23 protein-coding genes and 2 tRNA genes are annotated in these 21,481 nt (G+C 66.7%); 10 read left to right on the plus strand and 15 right to left on the minus strand.

The genetic code is table 11. The features are described from left to right. Positions 1–24: 24 nt before the first annotated feature. Positions 25–1,215 (minus strand): hydroxymethylbilane synthase, encoded by a 1,191-nt coding sequence (gene hemC, locus RJT68_RS01240; RefSeq protein ID WP_407038568.1) that lies wholly within the window; start codon positions 1,213–1,215, stop codon positions 25–27. Positions 1,216–1,501: 286 nt separating this feature from the next. Here hemC and RJT68_RS01245 point away from each other — a divergent pair, with 286 nt between their 5' ends. Continuing rightward, positions 1,502–1,864 carry a group I truncated hemoglobin gene (locus RJT68_RS01245; RefSeq protein ID WP_407038569.1) on the plus strand — a complete coding sequence of 121 codons (363 nt, stop codon included), beginning with the start codon at positions 1,502–1,504 and terminating at the stop codon, positions 1,862–1,864. Between the two features lie 275 nt (positions 1,865–2,139). Continuing rightward, positions 2,140–4,524 carry a nitric-oxide reductase large subunit gene (locus RJT68_RS01250; RefSeq protein WP_407038570.1) on the plus strand — a complete coding sequence of 795 codons (2,385 nt, stop codon included), beginning with the start codon at positions 2,140–2,142 and terminating at the stop codon, positions 4,522–4,524. A gap of 142 nt (positions 4,525–4,666) precedes the next feature. Here the strand turns inward: RJT68_RS01250 and RJT68_RS01255 are convergent, their stop codons facing one another. Beyond that, complete coding sequence (locus RJT68_RS01255) at positions 4,667–5,053, minus strand: cupin domain-containing protein (protein WP_407038571.1); 387 nt, start codon at positions 5,051–5,053, stop codon at positions 4,667–4,669. Between the two features lie 239 nt (positions 5,054–5,292). On the opposite strand from RJT68_RS01255, the gene RJT68_RS01260 reads away from it, so the two are divergent. After that, the gene (locus RJT68_RS01260; protein WP_407038572.1) at positions 5,293–5,949 is read left to right on the plus strand and encodes a trimeric intracellular cation channel family protein; all 657 of its coding nucleotides are present in this window, start codon (positions 5,293–5,295) and stop codon (positions 5,947–5,949) included. 211 nt (positions 5,950–6,160) lie between these two features. Here the strand turns inward: RJT68_RS01260 and RJT68_RS01265 are convergent, their stop codons facing one another. Beyond that, on the minus strand, positions 6,161–6,355 hold the full coding sequence (locus RJT68_RS01265; RefSeq protein ID WP_407038573.1) for a cold-shock protein: 195 nt from the start codon (positions 6,353–6,355) through the stop codon (positions 6,161–6,163). Positions 6,356–6,503: 148 nt separating this feature from the next. Beyond that, a complete protein-coding gene (locus RJT68_RS01270) occupies positions 6,504–7,208 on the minus strand; it encodes a carbonic anhydrase (RefSeq protein ID WP_407038574.1) in 705 nt (234 codons plus the stop codon). Positions 7,209–7,394: 186 nt separating this feature from the next. On the opposite strand from RJT68_RS01270, the gene RJT68_RS01275 reads away from it, so the two are divergent. Continuing rightward, entirely contained in the window at positions 7,395–8,414 is a 1,020-nt protein-coding gene (locus RJT68_RS01275; protein ID WP_407038575.1) for an NADP-dependent oxidoreductase, read from the plus strand. A gap of 196 nt (positions 8,415–8,610) precedes the next feature. Here RJT68_RS01275 and RJT68_RS01280 read toward each other — a convergent pair whose 3' ends face one another. The 5 genes from RJT68_RS01280 to RJT68_RS01300 all read right to left on the minus strand — a co-directional run bounded on the left by RJT68_RS01280 (position 8,611) and on the right by RJT68_RS01300 (position 11,643). Then, on the minus strand, positions 8,611–9,408 hold the full coding sequence (locus RJT68_RS01280; RefSeq protein WP_407038576.1) for an ABC transporter permease: 798 nt from the start codon (positions 9,406–9,408) through the stop codon (positions 8,611–8,613). Beyond that, entirely contained in the window at positions 9,405–10,445 is a 1,041-nt protein-coding gene (locus RJT68_RS01285; protein ID WP_407038577.1) for an ABC transporter ATP-binding protein, read from the minus strand. The genes RJT68_RS01280 and RJT68_RS01285 overlap by 4 nt, the downstream gene beginning before the upstream one ends. A gap of 97 nt (positions 10,446–10,542) precedes the next feature. Beyond that, positions 10,543–10,878 (minus strand): type II toxin-antitoxin system PemK/MazF family toxin, encoded by a 336-nt coding sequence (locus RJT68_RS01290; protein WP_407038578.1) that lies wholly within the window; start codon positions 10,876–10,878, stop codon positions 10,543–10,545. 7 nt (positions 10,879–10,885) lie between these two features. Next, the gene (locus RJT68_RS01295; protein ID WP_407038579.1) at positions 10,886–11,239 is read right to left on the minus strand and encodes a MarR family transcriptional regulator; all 354 of its coding nucleotides are present in this window, start codon (positions 11,237–11,239) and stop codon (positions 10,886–10,888) included. 53 nt (positions 11,240–11,292) lie between these two features. Next, complete coding sequence (locus RJT68_RS01300; protein WP_407038580.1) at positions 11,293–11,643, minus strand: cupin domain-containing protein; 351 nt, start codon at positions 11,641–11,643, stop codon at positions 11,293–11,295. A 108-nt stretch (positions 11,644–11,751) separates the two neighbouring features. On the opposite strand from RJT68_RS01300, the gene RJT68_RS01305 reads away from it, so the two are divergent. Next, the gene (locus RJT68_RS01305) at positions 11,752–12,420 is read left to right on the plus strand and encodes a hypothetical protein (protein ID WP_407038581.1); all 669 of its coding nucleotides are present in this window, start codon (positions 11,752–11,754) and stop codon (positions 12,418–12,420) included. A 53-nt stretch (positions 12,421–12,473) separates the two neighbouring features. Here the strand turns inward: RJT68_RS01305 and RJT68_RS01310 are convergent, their stop codons facing one another. The 3 genes from RJT68_RS01310 to RJT68_RS01320 form a co-directional block, all read right to left on the minus strand. Beyond that, positions 12,474–12,893 carry a universal stress protein gene (locus RJT68_RS01310; protein ID WP_407038582.1) on the minus strand — a complete coding sequence of 140 codons (420 nt, stop codon included), beginning with the start codon at positions 12,891–12,893 and terminating at the stop codon, positions 12,474–12,476. 74 nt (positions 12,894–12,967) lie between these two features. Then, positions 12,968–13,834 (minus strand): aldo/keto reductase, encoded by an 867-nt coding sequence (locus tag RJT68_RS01315; RefSeq protein WP_407038583.1) that lies wholly within the window; start codon positions 13,832–13,834, stop codon positions 12,968–12,970. A 78-nt stretch (positions 13,835–13,912) separates the two neighbouring features. Beyond that, the gene (locus RJT68_RS01320; RefSeq protein WP_407038584.1) at positions 13,913–15,031 is read right to left on the minus strand and encodes an acyltransferase; all 1,119 of its coding nucleotides are present in this window, start codon (positions 15,029–15,031) and stop codon (positions 13,913–13,915) included. Between the two features lie 172 nt (positions 15,032–15,203). On the opposite strand from RJT68_RS01320, the gene RJT68_RS01325 reads away from it, so the two are divergent. Beyond that, complete coding sequence (locus tag RJT68_RS01325; protein ID WP_407038585.1) at positions 15,204–16,409, plus strand: inorganic phosphate transporter; 1,206 nt, start codon at positions 15,204–15,206, stop codon at positions 16,407–16,409. Between the two features lie 502 nt (positions 16,410–16,911). On the opposite strand, the gene RJT68_RS01330 is transcribed toward RJT68_RS01325, so the two are convergent. Together RJT68_RS01330 and RJT68_RS01335 are read right to left on the minus strand one after the other, a co-directional pair. Then, entirely contained in the window at positions 16,912–17,445 is a 534-nt protein-coding gene (locus tag RJT68_RS01330) for a hypothetical protein (protein ID WP_407038586.1), read from the minus strand. 286 nt (positions 17,446–17,731) lie between these two features. After that, a tRNA-Phe gene (locus tag RJT68_RS01335) sits at positions 17,732–17,805 on the minus strand. Between the two features lie 224 nt (positions 17,806–18,029). Here RJT68_RS01335 and RJT68_RS01340 point away from each other — a divergent pair. The 3 genes from RJT68_RS01340 to RJT68_RS01350 all read left to right on the plus strand — a co-directional run bounded on the left by RJT68_RS01340 (position 18,030) and on the right by RJT68_RS01350 (position 20,296). Further along, positions 18,030–18,476: a DUF7344 domain-containing protein gene (locus RJT68_RS01340; protein ID WP_407038587.1), complete on the plus strand. Its 447-nt coding sequence runs from the start codon at positions 18,030–18,032 to the stop codon at positions 18,474–18,476. A gap of 531 nt (positions 18,477–19,007) precedes the next feature. Continuing rightward, positions 19,008–19,853, plus strand: coding sequence for a ParA family protein (locus tag RJT68_RS01345; RefSeq protein ID WP_407038588.1), 846 nt, complete (start codon positions 19,008–19,010; stop codon positions 19,851–19,853). Continuing rightward, complete coding sequence (locus tag RJT68_RS01350; RefSeq protein ID WP_407038589.1) at positions 19,853–20,296, plus strand: hypothetical protein; 444 nt, start codon at positions 19,853–19,855, stop codon at positions 20,294–20,296. The genes RJT68_RS01345 and RJT68_RS01350 overlap by 1 nt, the downstream gene beginning before the upstream one ends. 440 nt (positions 20,297–20,736) lie before the next feature. Here the strand turns inward: RJT68_RS01350 and RJT68_RS01355 are convergent. Then, a tRNA-Val gene (locus RJT68_RS01355) sits at positions 20,737–20,810 on the minus strand. Between the two features lie 64 nt (positions 20,811–20,874). Between RJT68_RS01355 and RJT68_RS01360 the strand changes: the two genes are divergently transcribed. Continuing rightward, on the plus strand, positions 20,875–21,414 hold the full coding sequence (locus RJT68_RS01360) for a DUF192 domain-containing protein (protein WP_407038590.1): 540 nt from the start codon (positions 20,875–20,877) through the stop codon (positions 21,412–21,414). Positions 21,415–21,481 lie beyond the last annotated feature (67 nt).

Here is a 21,481-nt window from a genome sequence, read left to right on the forward strand (position 1 = left end):
GCGTCTTTCGGCGCGTCCGTCATCTCACTTCCCCTTCATCTCGTCGGCGGTATCGGGGGCCTCGTCGTCCGCGTCGGCCTCCCGGCGGGCCGCCTCGATCAACTCGTCGGCGCCCCGGTCGCGGAGGTCGGCGGCGAACTCGCGGGCTGCTTTCGCGTGGGTCTCGACCGGCAGGTCGCGGTTCGCGGTCACCGACTCCTCGCCGTCGCGGTCGTACACCTGGACGGTCGCGTGGACGTACTCCCCCTGGAGGACGGCGTAGATGCCGATCGGCGCGATGCAACCGCCGCCGAGTTCCGCGAGGATCGTCCGCTCGACCGTCGTCTCGACGCGGCTTCGCGGGTGGTCGATCGTCCGCTGGATCTCCCGGGCCGTCTCGCCGTCGACCGCGGTCACCGCGAGCGCGCCCTGCCCCGGCGCGGGGACGAACTCGGTGGCGGGGAGGCGCTGGTACTCGACGTGGTGGGAGAGCCCGCTTCGCTCGAGACCCGCCTCCGCGAGGACGATTGCGTCGAACTCGACGTCGACCTCGCGGCCGAGGGCCTGCTTCTCGAGTTCCGAGAGGTCGTCGAACCAGTCGTCGACCGATCGCTCGAACACGGGCTCGAAGTCCTCGCTTGCTCGCGGCTCATCGCCGCTCGCTCTCTCCGAGGCGCGTTGCGCCTCGCGCCCGACGTTTCCTTTTCGCTCTTTGTCGGCTTCCGTCCGCTCCTGGTGTTCCTCCTGCAACGCGGGTGCGAGCAGCTTCTCGAGGCGCGTGTCGACGTTCCCCCGGAGCGGCTGGACCTCGAGGTCGGGCCGTCGCGCGAGCAGTTGGGCGCGCCGACGGAGGCTCGAGGTACCGACGACCGCCCCGTCGGGAAGCTCCTCGAGCGTCTTCCCGTCGGGCGTCACGAGGGCGTCCCCCGGTCGGCCGCGCTCGGGCACCGCGGCCGTCACGAGCTCGGCGGGCTGTTCGGTCGGCATGTCCTTCAGCGAGTGGACCGCCCCGTCGAGCTCGCCCGCGAGGACGCGCTCGTCGAGTTCGCGGACGAACGCCCCCGTCTTCCCCAGGCGGTGGATCAACTCGTCCCTGATCTGGTCGCCCGTCGTCTCCACCGTGACGAGGTCGACCTCGTACCGACGCTCCTCGAGGGCCCCCTTCACCAGCGAGGCCTGCCGTCGGGCGAGTGCCGAGCCCCGCGTCGCCAGTCGCAACGTCCCGAGCGTTCTCATAGACACCAGTCCGTGCCTGGGGTATGAAAAGCGCACGTTCTGCGGGCATCGATCCGGCGTCACCCCCCTTCGGGACCGTCACTCCTTCCCTTTGTCACTCGCGTTCGAATCCGACCGTCTCGTTCGGGAGCGACCCGGTCGATGGGCCCGACCTCCGGTTTCGATGTGGCGTCTCGATCCGCTCGAGCGGCGATATAGTGTGGGTTGTTATCCCACCCCATATTAATCGATCGCCGAACGGGTTCGGGCTGACGCTTATGGATATAAAGACCGGACGTATGACCGGATGAGCGAAACTCTCTACGACCGACTCGGCGGCCGTGACGCCATCGCGTCCGTCGTCGATCGATTCTACGAGCGCGTACTGTCGGACGAGCAGGTCGCCCACTACTTCGACGACGTGGACATGCAGAAGCAACGCGCCCACCAGACGCAGTTTATCTCCGCGGTCGCGGGCGGTCCCGTCGACTACGACGGTCAGAGCATGGAGGAGGCCCACGAACACCTCGGCATCACGCGGCCCGACTTCGAGGCCATCGCGACGCACCTCGACGAGACCCTCGCCGAGTTCGACGTCCCCGAAGACGACCGGGCGGCGGTGCTCGAGGCGATCGCCGAGTACGAGGACGCCATCGTCGCGGCCGCGTAACGCCGTCGACCGACCCGGCTCGGCCAAATTTGATTTTTCGTGTTCCTCGTCGGCCAGCGTCGCAACCCGGTCCTCGGGGAGACCGCGCCCGTACGACCCGATGCTCGCGCGACCGGACTCGAGTCGGCCGCGGCCTCGACGCGTGCCCGTCGGTCTACCCACCCACGAGTGGACCGACACCCGTAGTCTCCCCGCCGAACAAATTCGGAGGTATTTCCACGGGATAGGAATAGGCGCGCCGTTTGACGGGTACCGGCTCCCGACGTCGAAGCGGTATGAAAGTACGACGAAAAACCCTCGCTACGATCCTCGCGGCGATCTTCCTCGTGAATCTCGTCGTGATGAGCGGGGGCGCGTGGCTCTCGTACGAAGCACAGCCCGACGTCCCCGAAACCATCGTCGGCCCCGACGGCGAGTCCGTCGCGACCGCCGACGACGTTCGGACCGGAAAGGCCGTCTTCCAGGAGAACGGCATGATGAACCTCGGCTCGATCCTGGGACACGGCAGTTACTACGACTCCGACTACACCGCCAACGCCCTCGAGTTGAAGACCGAGCACATGCAGGAGTACTACGCGCAGGCGGAGTACGACGCGGACTCCGTCGACGACCTCGAGGCCGACGAGCGCGCCGCCGTCGAGGCCCGGGTCCAGGAGGAACTCGAGGACAGCGAGTACGGCTCGCAGGTCGAGTACTCCGAGGCGGAGCTGTACGCCCACGAGCAGGTGCGCGAGGAGTACGTCGAGCGCTACCACGAGGGCGACCGCGAGCGCGGCGTGGCCGAGGGACAGATCCCCACCGCGGAGGAGGCCGAGCAGTTCGCCGACTTCGCGCTGTGGACGGCCTGGATCTCGCACACCGACCGACCGGGCGGGGACGTCTCGTTCACGAACGAGTGGCCCTACTCGCCCGACGCGGGCAACGACGCCGCCGGCCCCGCGATGACCTGGAGCGTCGTCGCGATGGTGCTGCTCGTCGCCGGCGCGGGCGCCGCCATCTGGCTCTACCGCGCCGTCGAGCTTCCCGAACCGGACGCCGAAGGCGTCTCGATCCCCCACCCGCGAGAGATCGATCTCACGCCGAGTCAGCTGTTGAGCACGCGGTTCGTCCTGATCGGGGCGCTCCTGTTCGTCGCCCAGACGCTCTTCGGTGGACTCCTCGCCCACTACTACGTCGAGCGCGACAGCTTCTTCGGCCTCGAGGAGTACCTCGGAATCGACGTCCTCGCGGTCCTCCCGTGGTCGATCGTGCGCACGTGGCACCTCGATCTGGGCATCCTCTGGATCGCGACGATGTGGCTCGGCGCCGGCCTCTTCCTCGCGCCGCTGCTGACGGGCTACGAGCCGAAACGGCAGGCGCTGTACGTCAAGGGCCTCATCGCCGCGTTGCTCGTCGTCGCCGTCGGCGGCCTCGCCGGCATCTGGCTCGGCACCAACAACTACTTCGAGGGCGAACTCTGGTGGCTGCTCGGCAACGAGGGCCTCGAGTACCTGGAGATCGGGCGCGTCTGGCAGGCCGGCCTGCTGGTCGGCTTCCTCGGGTGGACCTACCTCGTCGCCCGCGGCTTCAAGCCGCTGCTGAAGCGCGAGCCCCGGTACGGGCTGGCGCACATGATCGTCTACGCGGGCGGCTCGATCGGCCTCCTGTTCATGGCCGGCTTCATGTACACGCCCGAGACGAACATCGTGACCACCGAGTTCTGGCGCTGGTGGGTCGTCCACATGTGGGTCGAGGGCGTCTTCGAGTTCTTCATCCTCGTGGTGATCTCGCTGACGCTCGTCTCGATGAACCTGCTCTCGAAGAAGTCCGCGGAGAAGGCGGTCATCTTCCAGGCCATGCTCGTGATGGGCAGCGGCATCATCGGCGTCTCCCACCACTACTGGTGGGTCGGCCAGCCCGACGTCTGGGTGCCCGTCGGCAGCGTCTTCTCGACGCTCGAGTTCATCCCGCTGCTGTTCATCCTCTACGAGGCGATCCACGAGTACCGCGCGATGTCCGGCGCCGGGACGTCCTTCCCCTACCGGATGGCGTTCTACTTCATCATCGCCTCGTCGTTCTGGAACTTCTTCGGCGCCGGCGTGCTGGGATTCTTCATCAACCTGCCGCTGATCAACTACTACGAGCACGGCACCTACCTCACCGTCGCCCACGCCCACGGCGCGATGTTCGGCGCCTTCGGCTTGCTCGCGATGGGGATGGGCGTCTACATCCTCCGGGTGACGACCGACCCCGGCCGCTGGACCGAGCGCCGTCTGCGCTGGTCGTTCTGGAGCTGTAACGTGGGCCTCGCGCTCATGCTGTTCCTCTCGCTGCTCCCCGTGGGCTTCCTCCAGCTCGAGGTCGCCTTCACCGAGGGGTACGACGTGGCGCGCAGCCTGGCGTTCTACGAGTCGGGCGCCGTGCAGACGCTGATGTGGCTGCGCATGCCCGGCGACACGCTGGTGATCCTCGGCGCGGTCCTCTTCGCCTGGGACGTCGCCGCGAAGCTGCTGTTCCAGCGCAAGCCGGTCGTCACCGACTCGGACTCGGACGTCGGTTCGGGCTCGCGCCCCCACGTCATCGCCGACCGCATCTTCGCCCGGGCCGAGGGTCGCGATTCCGACGCTGACCCCGACGGCCCCCTCCCCGCCGAGGACCCGATCGGATCGGACGACGACTGATCGACGCCGCGAGTGGCGCGACGTCGACCACCGCTCCTTCTTCGCTCCTTCTTCGATCCGTCTATCGTGCGCTCCGAGCCCTCGCGCTCGCACTCACACGTCGCTCACACTCGAGGGGGTCGAACGACGGGCCGAACGGCGGTCACTCCTCGAGCAACTCGATCTCGTCGTCACCGTTCGGGACGGCACAGAGAAACGCGCCGGGCACGTCGCCCTCGTTTCGGTACCAGTGGACCGTCCCCGCGGGGATCAGCAGCGAGTCGCCCGCGCGCACCTCGAACTCCTCGTCCTCGATCCCGACGGTGTACTCCCCCTCGAGGACGTACTGCTCGTGTTCGACCGCGTTCGTGTGCTTCGGGACCTCGGCGCCGGCATCGAGGACGAACCGCCGGATCGCGAAGTTCGGGGCGCCGTGCTCGTCGGCGAGCAGGACGCCCTTCTCGAGTCCCTCGGCCGCGTCGACCGGTTCGTATTCGATCTCGTCACCGCGTCGGAGGCGCGGCTCGGTCGTCTCCGTCGTCTCGGTCATGGTCTCGAGTCCGCGCCGAGTCCACAAAACCGTCGGGGTTGCGCGCCTCCCTCGTCGTTCGTCGTCCGTCACGGCGCGACGATGACTTCCTGAGTCTTCCACTCGACCGAACACACTTCGTCCCCTCGTACGGACGGCGCCGGTTGGAGGTTACCGCACGCGTCCTGCACAGTGGGCTTGCCCAGGGGAGCGCACTCGAGACGCGACACTCAAGACGCGCACCCACGTAGGCGAGCGCAATGAGTCAGGACTTCATCGCATCCTTTTTCGGCGATCCGTTTGCCGTTATGAACGCGATCGGCCTCGTCGCGTTCGCCCTCGTCGGGTCATCGAAGGCGATCCGCGAGGGCTTCGACGTATTCGGAATTACCATCGTCGGGCTGGCGATGGCGTTCGCCGGCGGCGCAACGCGCGACCTCCTCGTCGCTCGAGTTCCGTTAGCGCTCCAGTCACCGCTCGAAATCGGCCTGGGGCTCGTCGGAGTCGGCCTGGCGATCGCGCTGAGCGTCGTTCTGTCGTCTCCGGAGACCCATCCGGTCACCCTCGTCTCGGACGCGATCGGGCTCGCCGCCTTCACGACGACCGGTGCCATCGTCGCCACGGAAGCGGGCGTTTCTGCGTTCGGAATCGTCGCGATCGCGACGATCAACGCCGTCGGCGGTGGTGCGTTTGCGGACGTTCTCCTCGACCGAGCCCCGTTCATCCTCTTCGAGGATTTCTACGCGAGCTGTGCGGTCCTCGGGGGAATCGCCTACTGGATGGTGGGTACGCTCGGAGCGACCGGGAGCACGGCTGCTGGGGCGTGCGCGGTGGTGACCGTCGTGACTCGGTTGGCTGCGGTGACGTACGGCTGGAACCTCCCGACGGTGCAACGGTCGGGACTCCGAAGCGAGTAGTGCCGGTACGCGTATCGAACGAGGCCCCGGTCAGGTCGCACGCGCACTCCTCGAGCGTGGGTGACGAGCCCCCGTCTTATCACCGCCGAACTCGGCTTCCCGAGTCAGATCACAGCACCGATCGGTGACGGTCCGTCGACCTCGGCGACGACGCGGTCGCTCACCGGTGTAAAATACTGCAGTCAAGTGTCGATACCGTTTCGAATTCGCCTTACAGGCGCTCGACGTTCGTCGCGCGCGGGCCCTTGGGGGCCTGCTCGATGTCGAACTCGAGTTCCTGTCCCTCTTCGAGGTCAGGGCCGCCAACGTCTTCCATGTGGAAGAAAACGTCCTCGTCCGCGTCCTCAGTTTCGATGAATCCGTAGCCGCCGGTGTCGTTGAAGAAATCAACGGTTCCTTTCGCCATTGCTTCTAAAGGGAGTTGCGCCACGTTGATAACACTTCCGGTCCCGGTCAGTTCGAGAAAACGTCCGAATCGGGGCCTTCAGGACACGATATCGTACGATTCGGCGTATCACCGGGGGTTAGCGTCCGCCGCCCGGTGGACCGATCGCTCAGTAGAGGAGGCTCTTCACGGCCCCCTCGTATCCCTCGGGGACCCGGTCGGCGATCGCCTCGGGATCGGTTTCCCCCTCGAGGTCGACGAGGTAGGTTCGGCCGTGCTCGTCGCCGTAGACTCCCTGGAAGTCGTACACGAAGCCGTAGACGGCCGTTCCCTCCGGGACGTCCGCCGAGTTCCGAAGGAACTCGACCTGTTCGTGGACGTTGTACTCCACGAGCTGGTTGATCACCGTCTCCTCGTCGGCGTCGGTATCGATCAGGTCGCTCTCGAGGGCCTCCTCGACGACGGGTACGAGTAGTTCGACGTACTTGTCGACGCCTTCGGGGCCCGGGAGGTCGCCGCCGATCGCGACCCCGTAGGCGGCGGTAACGGCGCCGCAGCCGGTGTGGCCGACGACCGCGATCGCGTCGGTCCCGGCGTGGTGAACCGGGTAGAGGAGGCCGCCGTCGACGATGCGCTCGCCGTCGTGTTCGTCCCAGGCCTGGTTGCCGATGTTGCTCGGCGTGAACACCGTCCCCGGCTCCTCGGCGCCCCACATCCGGACCTGCGGAACCCGCGAGTCCGAACAGCAGATCGTGACCACGTCGGGCGCTTGCCCGTCCTGTACGGCCGAGAAGTGGTCGTCCGGGATCGTCTCCACGTGTCGGTCGTTCCCCTCGAGCAGTCCCGCCAGTACGTCTCCGTCGAACGCTCCCATACGTCGAACAGCGGTAACCGGCGGCAAAACGATTGCTCTTCTCCCAGTTTTTGTGAACGGATCGGTCCGTGCAGACGGTTCGATTCGATCCGAATGGCGCGGGCCGGCGCCGACGGCACCCGCCGTCGATCGCGCGAAGACTTCCGCGAGGCGAATATTGACCACCGGTGAGCCGCATGTGAGCGTATGGCAGAAACCCGCCAGTGGATCCTCGAGAGTCGACCGACGGGCGAACCGACGATGGAGAACTTCGAGCTTCGGACGGTCGAGCGCCCCGAACCGGGGCCGAAGGAGGTCCTCGTGCGGACGCTCTACCAGTCCGTCGACCCGTACATGCGCGGGCGGATGCGCGACGCCGAGTCGTACGCCGAACCGTGGGACGTCGGCGAACCCATGAAGGCGGGCGTCGTCGGCGAGGTCCTCGAGTCGAACCACGAGGGCTTCGAGTCGGGCGACGTCGTCACCGGCAACCTCAGCTGGGCCGAGCACGCGGTGGCCGACGGGGACGCCCTCCGAACGGTGAACCCCGACCTCGGACCGGTCTCGACCGCGCTCGGCGTCCTCGGCATGCCCGGCGTGACGGCCTACTGGGGCCTGCTCGACGTCGGCGAACCGACGCCCGGCGACACGGTCGTCGTCTCCGCCGCGGCGGGCGCCGTGGGCTCCGTCGTCGGCCAACTGGCCCGGCTGTCGGGCGCTCGAGTCGTCGGCACCGCGGGCAGCGACGAGAAGATCGCGTGGCTCACCGACGAGCTGGGCTTCGACGAGGCGATCAACTACAAGGAGACCGACGACCTCGGCCGCGCCGTGGCCGAGGCCTGCCCCGAGGGCGTCGACGTCTACTTCGACAACGTCGGCGGTCCCATCACGGACGCCGTCTGGCCCCGGCTCAACGAGCACGCCCGCGTCGTCGTCTGCGGGCAGATCGCCCTCTACAACGCGACCGAGGTCCCCACCGGACCGCGCAAGCTCGCGAAGCTCATCGAGACTCGAGCGACGGTCGAGGGCTTCCTCGTGCGCGACTACGACGATGATCACTGGCGGCGAGCGCTCCGACGAATTTCGGGGTTCATCCGCGACGACGACCTCCACTACCGCGAGAACGTCGTCGAGGGCTTCGAGAACGCTCCCGAAGCGTTCCTCGGACTGTTCGAGGGAGAGAACATCGGGAAGCAACTGGTGAAGGTGGCCGAGCGCGACGACTAATCCGTTCAGCTCCCTCGGGTACTCGATTCTCGTGCCCTCGAGCTGACTGACCCATTTTCGGTGGTATTCACGGCCCAATAGCTGATTTTCGATACGTAACTCGAACTCGCAAGTAAACACAAACAAATTCGTCTATCGGCACACGTCGTCCCTCACAAATATCACGAAGTCATCGCGACCGACGGGAACTAACGCCTCAGTCCGTCAGTCCGTAGCCGATCTTGAACAGGTAGACGTCGACTGCCAGCACGAGGGCGGTGAGGGTCGCGAGCACGCCCAGCGCGGCCAGGGGGGCGAACTCGCCGTAGCCCGGCGGGGCGATCGTCGCGAGGTCCGTGTAACCGATGAAGCCGAAGCGAACGCTGTCGACCATGTAGACCATCGGGTTCAGCAGCGAGACGTACTGCCAGACCGGCTCGAGCATCTCGAGCGAGTAGAAGATCGCGCCGAAGAACACCAGCGGCCGGAGGATGAACTGGTTCATCACGGTCAGGTCGTCGAAGTCCCGCGCGACGAGGCCGCCGATGATACCCAGCCCGGCGAACAGCACCGAGATGGTGACCATGACGGCCAGGAGGAAGCCGGCGTGCTCGAGGCTGATCGGGACGAACAGCCGGCCGATGGCGGCGATGATGGCGCCGACGATCAGCCCCCGAACCGCGCTGGCGCCGACGTAGGCGGCGACCATCTCGGCGTACGACATCGGCGAGGTGAGCGTCTCGTGGATGTACTCGTTCCACCGGCCGTGGAAGATCGAGAACGAGGCGTTCTCGAAGGCGTTCGAGATCGCCCCGAGGACGATGAGGCCGGGCAGGATGAACTCGATGTAGCCGATCCCCTCGACGGGCTCCCTGATCCGGCCGCCGAGGATCACCCCGAAGACGGCGAAGTAGAGCACGTTCGTGATCGCCGGCGGCATGAACGTGTTCTTCGGGCGCCTGACGTACCGCAGCACCTCGCGGCGGAACAGCGACCGCAGACCGACGGACATCATCGGGCGACCCCCTCCGACTCGACGGTCTCCGGTTCGTTCGCGTCGCCGTCACCCTCCGACACCGACGCACTCGAGGCGCTCGAGGCGGACGATCGGGTCACCGTCCGGTCCTCGCTCCGGGTCAGGTCGACGAAGATCTCCTCGAGCGACGTCCGGGTGATTTCGAGGTCCTCGATCTCGTAGCCGGCCGCCTCGAGGTCGTTGAGCAACCGCGGGGCGGTCGAGCCGCCGTCGTCGACCCGGACCTCGAGGCGGTCGTCCGTCTCCGAGAGGGAGACGTCGTGGGCGTACCCGTCGAGCGACGGGAGCGCGGCGGGGTCTGCGGGCGAGGGCTCGAGGGTGACCGAGACGGTGTCCGTCCCGCGCTGCTTGAGTTCGTCGGGCGTCGCCACCGTGACCTTCCGCCCCTCGTTCATGATCGCGACTCGGTCGCAGAGCCGTTCTGCCTCCTCGATGTAGTGGGTCGTGAGCAGGACGGTCGTCCCCTCCTCGTTGAGTTCGGTGACGAGCTCCCAGAGGTCGTGGCGCAACTGGACGTCGACGCCCGCCGTGGGTTCGTCGAGGATGAGCAGGTCGGGATCGGTGACGAGCGCCCGCGCGAGCAGCAGGCGGCGTTTCATCCCGCCGGAGAGCCAGTCGAACCGCTCGTCTCGCTTGTCGTAGATGCCGACGCGCTTCAACACCTCGTCGGCCCGCTCGGCGGCCTCGTCCTCCGGAATGCCGTGGTAGCCGGCCTTGTGCATCAGGACTTCCCGGATGGGAAAGAACCGGTCGACGTTGAACTCCTGGGGCGCCAGCCCGATGGCGTCTCGAGCCCGCTGGTACTCGTCTTCGACGTCGTGGCCGAACACCCGCGCCTCGCCGCCGGTCTTGCGGACGAGTCCCACGAGCGTGTTGATGAACGTCGTCTTCCCCGCACCGTTGGGGCCGAGTAGGCCGAAGAACTCGCCCTCCTCGACGGTCAGCGAGAGCCCCTGCAAGGCGCGCAACTCCCCGTATTCCTTCACGAGGTCCCGCGTCTCGATGGCCGGTGGCATTAGTCTCACACGAGCGTCGGCCGCCGCGGCGGTTAAGCGTGTTGAACGGCGGCGGTCTCACCGCTTTCTCGACTTTCGACTGTCCGTCCGCCGGCCGTTACTCATCGAGGAACGTGTACTCATGCGACCAGTCGATCGCCTCCGCGACGACACGTCGCTCGAGTTCCCCCTGGCAGCGATCGAAGTCGCGTCGTTTGATCGTGGCGACGTACCACGGGGAGATGTACGACTGCTTCCTCGACCCACCCCGGACCCAGGCGTCGTCCGGGACGGTGACGCCTCCGGAGTGGCGTTGCGTCGTCATCGCGAGCGAGATACACTCCACGTGCGAGAACGCGTGCGAATCGTCGCTCACGACCACCCAGGGGCGGTACGACGGTCCGTCCTTGTGGGGAGCGGGTCCCCACCAGACCTCGCCGAGTCCCTGCGTCATCTTCTCCTCACTCGGTCTCCGATTCGACGCCCGGTCCCCACTCCTTCGGGTCCTCCGGACCGAGGCGGTCCGTGGCCGCTCGAGCGGTGGCCATCGCGCTCAGCGTCGTTTCGATATCATCGACGGCCGCGATTGCCCAGTACTCTCCGCGGTGGCGGACGTACCCCCGTTCTTCCAGCCGAGACAGGACGACGCCGACGCTTCCCCGTGCGACGTCCGTCGCCTCGTGGATCTCCTTCGGCGTGTACGCTTTGTCGGAATTCGCCGCCAGAAACGAGAGGATTTCCTCCGCGTTCGTGCGCCCACCCGATCGGAGCGTCTCCTCGTCCCCTGACTCGAACCGCTCGATGTCGATGGGCATACTCGAGGGTAGGAGCACGCGCGTAATAGGCGTATCGGGTGTAATGGGTGTAATTATATCGACGCGCCGACCAGCACCATCGTCGCCCGTTCGTCGCCGCGGTTGAATATCTGGCGGCGCTCGTCCGGATCGAGACGGATCGCGTCCTCGGCCTCGACCGTCACCGTCTCGTCGCCGTCGTCCCGGCGGAGTTCGACCTCGAACTCGCCCTCGACGACGTAGTAGATCTCCTCCTGGCCCGACTCGGCCTCGTCGTGTTCCATCCCCTTGCCGCCCGGCTCGAGTTCGAGGACCGTGAAGCCGAGGTGGTCGGTCTCGAGTTCGTCTTTGAGAAACCACATGCCGCCCCACTCCTCGTCGACGACTGACTCGGGATCGGTCTTCGATGCGGTGTCGTAGCTCATGGGCGAACGTCCACGGTCCGACACCTAAACCGTGGGGATGGCGGCGAACGAGTCGCGCTGACTATTCCGGTCGGCGGATTTTCCCGCTCCGTCGCGTAGGATCGTTCCGTGCGAGCGGATCGACTCGGCCGGCCCGTCGACGAGCCAACCCGCAACGCGACCCTCGGGTGGGCGATCGTGGCCGTCCTCTGCGCGCTCGCGGTCGTCCACGCGCTCGAGTCCTCCTACCGCTGGTTCGCCTTCACGGGATTCGCCGTCGCGATCGTCCTGCTCCCGGCGGTGGCAAACCGGGACCCGCGAGCCGTTCCGCCGTGGGATCTGCTCCTGCTCGTCGCCATCCCCGTCGTCGACGCGACGGTGCTCGGGGAGACGTTCGTGACGGCGCTCGCCACCTACGTCGCGGTGGCTGCCGTCGCCCTCGTGGCCGTCGTGGAGATCCACCGGTTCACGACCGTCCGAATGAATCACGCGTTCGCCGTCGTCCTCGTGGTGATGACGATTCACACCGACGAGATCTACCTGCCGCCGACGATGCTGTTCGCCTTCATCCTCCTGTTCGTGCTGGCGTTCGGCGTCGTCTGGGAGCTCATGGAGTTCGCGCTGGGTCTGATCGCGGACCGGCTCGAGGTGGAAGCGCTGTTCGCCCAGCACGGCATCCACGACACCGCCACCGACCTCGTCTACGACCTGGCGGGTGCCGTCGTCGTCGTCGCCACGTGGGGATCGGTGTACCTCACCGACGTCTCCCACCGGATCGCCGCGGCGCTCGAGGGGTGACCGCCGGGCCGCCCTCGCGGGGTGGGGACGTCGACCGCGTCGACCGAGCGTCGTCACTTGACGATCGTCACCGGAACGGTCGCCTTGTCGACGACCGTCTTCGCGACGCTCCCGACGACCCGCTCGCGGTCGTCCGAGAGACCGCGGTGGCCGACGTAGATACCGTCTACTCCGGTCTTCGCCGCATGCTCGGCGATCGCCTCGGCGGGTCGACCGGCGAGCAACTCCGTCGTAATCTCCACTCCCGCCGCAGCTTCGCCCGCCAGGCCCCTCGCCTGCTCGAGCGTCCGCTCGCCGTTCTGGATCGCCTCGTCCTCGCCGGGGAGCACGAGCTTTCCGTCGACGAGTTCCGTCTCGGGCGTGAGCACGTGGACGATCTCGAGAGTCGCGTCCCACGCGTCCGCCTCGGTCGCGGCACGTTCGACCGCCGTGTCGCTAACACCCGACCCGTCCGTCGCGACGAGTAACTTCATGTGGGACGCTAGCCGCGATCCCCGTATAGTTCTGTCTGTGGTTCGTACGCGGTGGGAACGGCCCGACGCCGACGTCAGCCCTCGACACCCGCTTCGGTCAGCCGTTCCACCTCGTCGTCGCTCAGGGACACCCGCGAGGCCTCGACGTTCGACTCGAGGTGATCCGGACTCGAGGTTCCCGGGATCGGCAGCATCACCGGCGAGCGCTCGAGCAGCCACGCCAGGGCGACCTGCCGACGCGACGCATCGTGTTCCTCGCCGATCTCGTCGAGGAGGTCGCCGTGGGCCTCGAGGTCGTCGCCGTCGATCGGCGCCCACGGGATGAAGCCGATATCGTTCTCCTCGCAGACCTCGAGCACGTCGGCGTTCGAACGGTCGTCGACGTTGTACCGGTTCTGGACGGTGGCGACGTCGACGTGCTCGCGGGCGGTCTCGAGTTGCTCGACGGAGACGTTGCTGACGCCGACCTGCCGGACGAGCCCCTCGTCCTGAAGGTCGGCGAACGTCGCGATGGCGTCCTCGTAGTCGACGTCGGGGTCGGGACGGTGGTACTGGTAGAGGTCGATCGTCTCGGCCCGTAGCCGATCGAGCGAGGCGAGGACCTGGTTTCGGACGTAGTCCGGGTCGCCGTGGGGAATCCAGTCGCCGTCGCGATTGCGGAGGAGCCCCGCCTTCGTCGCGACGAGCACGTCGTCGGGGTCGCCGATCGCCTCGCCGATGAGGCGCTCGCTGACGCCGGGGCCGTAGGAGTCGGCCGTGTCGATCAGGTCGACGCCGCAGTCGACCGCCCTGCGGACGACCTCGCGCGCTGTCTCCTCGTCCTCGGGCGGGCCGACGATGTCCTCGCCGCACAGCCGCATCGCGCCGAAGCCCAGCCGGTGGACGGTACGATCGCCGATCTCGAACGTGTCGCTCTCGTTCTGGGGGGTCTCGCTGCTCACGGTCTCGGTTCTCCGGGCGGACCCATAATCGTTGGCCGGGCGTCTGCACGCCCTCGGCGTCGACCGAGTGGTGCCGACCTAGTTTCGCCACCCGGCGTCCGTCCGTCGCACCCGGCTTCCCAGGGTGACGCTCCCCGCGCGCTCGAGGATCCCCGTCCTCGTTACGACGAGGTACAGCCCCAGAGAACCGGCGTACGCGACCGGCGTCAGCGCGAGGTGCCAGGCCACGGTGCTCGCGACCGCGTAGCCGGCCTGGTCGAGGCCCTCGCCCAGGCCGACGAGCGCGTACAGGACCAGGGGGTGGACGACGTAGATCACGACCGCGTACGTGCCGAGCGTCGGCAGCCGGCTCGACTTCCCGAGGCTCGGCCGCGAGAGCACGAACAGGAAGAGCGCGGTCGCAAAGGGCACGGTCGCGAACGAGTAATCCGGTCCGTAGACCGCGTGGCTGAAGGAGTCGCCGGTCAGCACGTAGCCGAGGACGTACCGCTCCGCGACGTGAGCCGCCCCGAAGACGACCGTCAGGATCAGGTACAGTCCGCTCCGGTCGCGCCGGGGTTCCCACTCCCACGAGCGAACGTAAAACCCGAGCGCCGTGTAGAAGAACCCGAAGAACAGGGGGTCCCTGGTCTCGAGCGGCACGTGAACGCCCAGCGAGGGGTTCTGTCCGAACACCCCCGCGACGTGCAGCGCGAGCGCGATCGGCAGGACGTAGCGCGTCTTCTCGAGGGCGACGAACGCGTACAGGAGGGCGATCGAGATCGCGAGCGCCGGGAGGAACCACAGAAAGACGATCACCGAGTCGCCGTAGTAGAGCAGTCCGATCGGGGAGACCGATTCGACGACTCGGGCGAGGACGGCGCCCTGAACGCGTTCGCCGGACGTGATAGCGGTCCCCGCGCTCAACAGCACCACGATGGGGGCGTAGAGCACCACTCCGGCGACGTAGATCGAGCCGACTCGCTCGAGGTACCGTTCGACGTAGGCGCGGCCGTCGAAGCGCTCGAGCTTGGTCGCGAACAGGTACCCCGACGTCAGGAAGAAAAACGGCACCGCGAACCGCGCGGTCGTGTCGATCACGAAGTTCGCGGCGTTGCCGTACGCGCCGAGGCCGCCGAACGGTTCCGCGTGGATGGCGACGACGAACAGCATCGCCACGGCCCGCGCGGAGTCGATGCTGTGGATTCGATCGCCCATCGTCGCGTACTCTATTCGAACCGATACATAAACGTTCCTGACGAACGCCGGACCGAACGATTCCGGTCGAACGGCTCCGGTCGAACGGACCGGCGTGCGTCCCGGGCACTGAATCACGCGTCGCTCGACTCGTACCGAATGCCACTTGCACGGCGCCGTCGACATTCATCACGTGTCGTCCGTTGCAACGCTCGTCCTCGCCTCCCTCGCTGGACTGTCGCTCTCGTGGGCGCTGGGCGCCAGCAGCACGTCACCGCCGCTCGCGCCGGCGGTGGCCGCGAACGCCGTCCCCGTCATGCGCGCGGCGATCTTCGTCGGCGTCTTCGCGTTCCTCGGAGCCGTCACCCAGGGCGGGAGCGTCTCCGCGACCGTCGGCGAGGGATTGATCCGCGGGGTCGACCTCACGCCGCTGGCCGCCGCCGTCGGCCTCATGACGGCCGCGATATTCATCGCCATCGGCGTCTTCACGGGCTACCCGATCCCCGCCGCGTTCGCGACCACCGGGGCCGTCGTCGGCGTCGGCATCGGTCTGGGTGGCGACCCGGCGATGGGAACCTACCGGCAGCTCGCGACGTTCTGGCTGCTCGTCCCGCTCCTCGGCGTCACGATCTCCTTCACGACCGCCTGGCTCCTCCGGCACGACGCGATCCCGACCCGAATCGGCGTCTCGAGTCTCGCCGGGATCGTCGGCGTCCTCCTGGCGAACGTCTCCCTCACGATCCTCCCCGCGCCGGCGAGCGGCCGCCCGACCATCGCCCGATCCGCCTCCGCGGCCGTCCCGCTCGAGGCGCCGTCGTTCGTCGGGTCGTACGACCTCCTCATGACCGGCACGTCCCTCGGCCTCGGCGTCGCGCTGTTCGGCCTCGTCTACGGTATGAGTCGTCGGTCGGTCGACCGCGCGGTCGGGCGCTTCCTCCTCGGGCTCGGCGCGCTCGTCACGTTCTCGAGCGGCGGCAGCCAGGTCGGCCTCGCGACCGGCCCGATGGAACCGCTCGTGAGCGGCGGCGACCTCCCCGTCTCCGTCGGCGTCGTCCTCTTCGCCGGCGCGACGGGACTGTTCGTCGGGGCGTTGACCGGCGCGCCGCGGATCCTCAACGCCGTCGCCCGCGAGTACGCCGACCTCGGCACCCGCCGGTCGATCGCGGCGCTCGTCTCGGCGTTCGTCATCACCCAGACCGGCATCCTGCTCGGCTTCCCCATCTCGCTCAACAACATCATCATCTCGAGCGTCATCGGGAGCGGCCTCGTCGCCGGAGCGGACAACGTCTCGCCGCGAAAGATCGGCTTCACCGCCGTCGCCTGGGTCGGCGCGCTCGTCTCGGCGTTCGTCGTCGCCTACGTCGGGTACGCAACGCTCTCGTCGGTCCTGGCCGCCTGATCGGACGCGGTGACGGCCGGGTACGCGAATCGGGGGCGGCCCGTACCTGGCACTCGGTTCCCTTCCCGATCAGGGCTCGATCCCCTGCCTCGAGTTCGAGGGGGTCGATCGCCGCGTTGCGCATCGACGTCAGTTCCCGCTCGTCCCGCTCGTAGCTGTCGCTCCGGCGGCACAGACGGCTCGGCTCCGCTCGAGGTACCGTTCGTATTCGTTCCCGTATTCCTCCGTACCGCCTCCCGTACGATACGCTCATTCGAGCGGACCCAATTGCGTTCTCGCGATGTGTTTCGGGAGTTCATATTCCTGGACAGACGCGACCACTTCCGATCGACGCCGTCGGTGCAGGGTTGACGTGCTGCGAGGACGCTCGTTTCCCGGCGTGTCGGTCACTGGGAGGCGAACAGCGCTACCCGCTCGGCTCTACTACGCCTCGAGCGGTACTCGAGACGTTTTCGCAAAAAACCGAGGTGGTGGCGGTGCCTCGCCCATCGATTTTGGGGCCTTACGCTTGGCCCGCGTCCTCGCCGTCGACACCGTTCTCGGCATTGTACCGTTCGACCGTTTCGACGGTTCGTTCCTGGGACGCGTCGTACGACGCTCCGAGCGCGATGAGGAACCCGACGATCGCGGTCACCACCGCGACGGACCCGACGGCCACGATCGCGACGGGGAGTATCGATCCAGGAAGCGCCCGACTCGAGGTGAGGAGGAACACCGCCGTCACCGCGGCGATCAGCGTGAGTAGCCGTCCGAATCGGCCGATATCGAGGCCGGGACGGTCTCCGGTCCCCAAGAGCTCGTTCAGGACCCCTGCGTACTCGTCGTCACCGATCGCGTTCCCGAACGAGTGGATCGTGTGGGCGACCCACAGTCCAGCGGTGAAGTTGAGCAGGGCGACGAACGAAACGAGGCCAAGCTGCCCCTCGACGAACAGCCCCGCCAGAACCGCGTTGACGAAAGCGAGGACCATGATCCCGTGGATCGTTAGCGAACGCCTCCCGAAATCTTCCAGCAGAGATATGTGTGCTAGTCTCATACTATGATGGTCGCTCCACGGAGGGATACCACTGGACCCTAACAGTGTCTCCCGTCCGGTGGAGCTGACGCCAGATAACCCGCTCGAGGCTCGTACGGGCCGTTTACTGATGGCCCGGGCCCATCGTCTCGTTCGTAGCGGGAGTGCCGCCTCCCGGATTGTGAACTACGCCTGAGAACCTGCTCGCTTCGCTCGCAGAACCTCAGTTTAGTTCAAATCCGCTCGAGTCCCATTTCTGGTGCTCACGGACGACTCGCTCCGCTCGTCGTCTTGTTCGCACCAGAAATGCCGCCTCCCGGATTTGAACCGGGGACAGCTCGATCTTCAGTCGAGTGCTCTCCCAGTCTGAGCTAAGGCGGCGCAATCGAACCTCGGTCGATGATATAAAAAAGGATTTCGAATTGGCCGCGCCGCTCCCGCCCCCCGCGAACGGATTGTCACTCACCAACTCGAGCCGCGCCCGGCCCTAATCACCCATTAGTAGCCGGTAGTGAACGTCCGAAACCGTCAGTACTCCGGCGCCGTCTGTTGGATTTACGGATATTCAAGACACCCTTTTCAGCGCTGGGCGGCAATACCGTGTTATGGAAGCGCTTACCGCGAGTCAAGAAGCCCAAAACCTGTCAGCCGACACGATACTCGAGCTGCTGGCGAACCGGCGACGGCGGTATCTCCTCTACGCGCTCCGGGGTCACGACGAGCCGATCGAACTCTCGACGCTGGCCGAGCAGGTCGCCGGCTGGGAACACGACGTTCCACCCGACGAGGTCGCGAAAAACGAGTACAAGAGCGTCTACGTCTCCTCCGTCCAGTGCCACGTCCCGAAACTGGCCGACGCCGGCGTCGTGGACCACGACGAGGAGAACCACACCGTCGTGCTGTCGGAGAACTTCGAGCAACTCGAGCCGTACCTGCGAGTTGTGGTGAAAGACGAACCCGAAAATTCGACGCTCCACTCCGCCCTCGAGGCGGAATCCGACGACGGGTTCCTCCGCCAGATTCGGGAGAACGTCGCCCGCTTAAAGCACTGACTACTCGCTCCGAACCCGCCCCGGTTCGACCTAGCTTCGGATTGCGACCTTCGTAGGAGTCGATTTTCGATCACTCGAGTTACGGCTCGCGTCGACGCGTCCACCCGTCCGATTTCGGCGATGGCGCCCCCCGAGATCGGGGCGGCGAACGGGCGTACGCACCGCGTGACGATTACGTACAATTCTCGGGCGATTTCCGTCGGTCGATTACGGTCCCCTATCTCGGCCGTGGCGACGGGCGTCGACGGCGTCGAACGATGTACGCCCTCACCGACCGACGCTTCCTTCGCTGCTCGAGCGAATCGATCGGTCGGCGTCGAGTCGCGGATCGACTCGTCCGCTCCGTTAGTGGGCGCGTGCCCTCAGCGGTGAGCGTACCACCGGACTCGACCGCGTCACCGGCCGACTATCCCGGGCCAACCTTCAAGTGGCGCGGTGGACTAGGCCGAATCGGCCGAATGCGCAGTCGTCGCTTCGTTCGTCGAACGACCGCCGGCGGGCGCGCAACACTCTCGTGGCTCACCCCGTAGCATGACGGTACTAACGATCTGGTCCGAAAGTGGCGGCGTCGGAAAGACGACGACAGCGCTGAACCTCGCGGCGGCGCTCGGCATCGACGGGTACGACGTCCTCGTCGTCGACCTCGATCCGCAGCCTGCGAGCATCACGGACTACGCGGGCTACCCCGAGGCGAAGACAGACGACGCCGGCGCGACCATCGTCGACGCGCTGCTCGAGGACGACGTCGCCCTCGGCGACATCGTCATCGAGGATGACCTGTTCGATCTCGTTCCGGGCCACGAATCGCTCGCGACGCTCGAGAACACGGTTCGCGCCGAGCAGATATCGATGGCGGAGTTCCTGCTCCGATCCGAACTGGAGCCGCTCACAGACGAGTACGAGTTCGTGATCGTCGACCCGCCGGCCACGCTGAACCTGCTGGTCGACAACGCGCTGATCGCGAGCGGGAACGTGTTGATCCCGATGGAGATGACGCGCAAGGGCGAGCGGTCTGTGACCGGCGTCCTCGAGACAGTCAACGCCCTCGAGAAACAGCTCCAGCGGGCCCAACCCGAGTTCGAGTTGAACGTCGTCGGCGTCCTGCCCAACCGGGTCGAGGGATCGACGATGAACCAGGAGATCCGCTCGTCCCTCGAGGAGGCGGACGAGGACGTCGACCTCCTCCCGGTCACGATTCCGGATTACAACGTGTTAGAACGGACGTGGGACGCGAACCTCGACGTCTTCCGGTACGCGGAGGAACACGGGTTCCGCGCGTACCAGGAGTCGCTGCTCGACGCCTTCGCCGAACTGGCGGCCATCATCGAAGCCGAACACGAAGACGAGGCGGACCACAGAACGCAGGTGAACACCTGATGTCCAAAGAGGATCGCTACGCCCACATCGGAGACGAGCTCGACGACGCCGACGAGGCGGACGAACAGTCGACCGAAACGGACGCCGGCGCCGCGAACGACCCCGAGGCCGACGAAGAGGAACGCCGCGACGGCGAGCGACCGTCCGCGTCCACCGACCTCCTCGTCACGATCGCCGACGAGGACGAGGAGTTCGAAATCCACCTCGAGGAGGCGGACGCGACGGCCGCCGACCTCCACGACGACCTCCGACGGGAGATCGACCGCACCGGCCGACTCCGGGATCCGACCGAGACGGAGCAACCGTCCGGTCCCGAACCCGAGTCGGCGGGCGGGGGCACCCGCTCGAGCTTCGCTGCGGGGGCCGCCCTCGGCGGCGCGCTGACGGCGGGTCTCGCCGCCGTGCTGCGACGACGGCGCGACGGCGCTCGAGACGACGACTGAGGCGATACCCTGTGTTCGCGTCCTCGGTTCGGCGTGTCGATTCCGGCCGGACTCGAGCGGATTCGAACGAGGCTCGAGAACCCGCTCGCTGCGTTCGCGGAACTTCAATCTCGTTCGAACCCTCCTCACTGACGGTTCCGTCGCTCGAGTAGGTGCTCGCGCGAAGTCTCGCGGGCTCGAGCGGGCTGGTGCGGACTCGAGCGGGTTCGAACTACGCCTGAGAACCTGCTCGCTTCGCTCTCAGAACCTCAGTCTACTTCGAACCCGCCCTCGTGTACATTTCTGCCGCTCGCGGAAGTTGCTCGCGACAGAAATGGGCTCGGGCGGGTTCGAACAACGCGAAGACGGTCGCTCACTTCGTTCGCGCTGCGTCTTCTCTCGTTCGAACCCACCACTCGCTTCATATTGCTGCCGCTCACGAGTTGTTCGCGGCAGAAATATGGGCTCGGGCGGGTTCGAACCACCGACCTCGGCCTTGTAAAGGCCGCGTCATGACCAACTAGACCACGAGCCCTGCAGCCGACAGAAGTAGCCCCGCGTGAATAACCTTTACTTTCCCGTTCGACGGAGTTGGTGTCATGCTCTCGACGCGACGGATCGGGTCCGTCCTCTTCGTCGGCGTACTCGTCGCCCTCCTCGTCGCCGGGTCGACCGTTACACTGGTCGAATTCGGCGTCGTCTCGGCCCCGTGGACGCAGGACGCAGCCGACGTCGAAATCGTCGGCGACGACGGCGAACGGAAGGCGGCCGTCGACGTCGAAGTCGCCGACACGCTCGAGGAGCGCCGCACCGGCCTGAGCGATCACGACTCGCTCGAGGAGGGCCACGGCATGCTGTTCGTCCACGACGAGGAGGGCGAGCGAACGTACGTCATGCGCGAGATGGACTTCGACATCGACATCATATTTATCGGCGGGGATCGCGAGATCAATTCGATCCATCACGCCCGCGCGCCCGAGGAGGACGAGGACGGCGGGGACATCCAGTATTCCGGCGAGGCGAAGTGGGTGCTCGAGGTCCCGCGCGGCCACGCCAACGAGACGGGGCTCGAGGAGGGCGACGCGGTCGAGATCAACTACGACGAGAACGAGTCGGAGTCCGGATCGGAGTCGGAGTGATGCTCGCCGAAGCGAGCCGTCGATCCGGAAACCCGTTTCGATTCGTAGGGAATCCTTATCCGTCACG

Origin of the sequence: Halovalidus salilacus (genome assembly GCF_031852275.1) — an archaeon.
Classification (GTDB): Archaea; Halobacteriota; Halobacteria; order Halobacteriales; family Natrialbaceae; genus Halovalidus; species Halovalidus salilacus.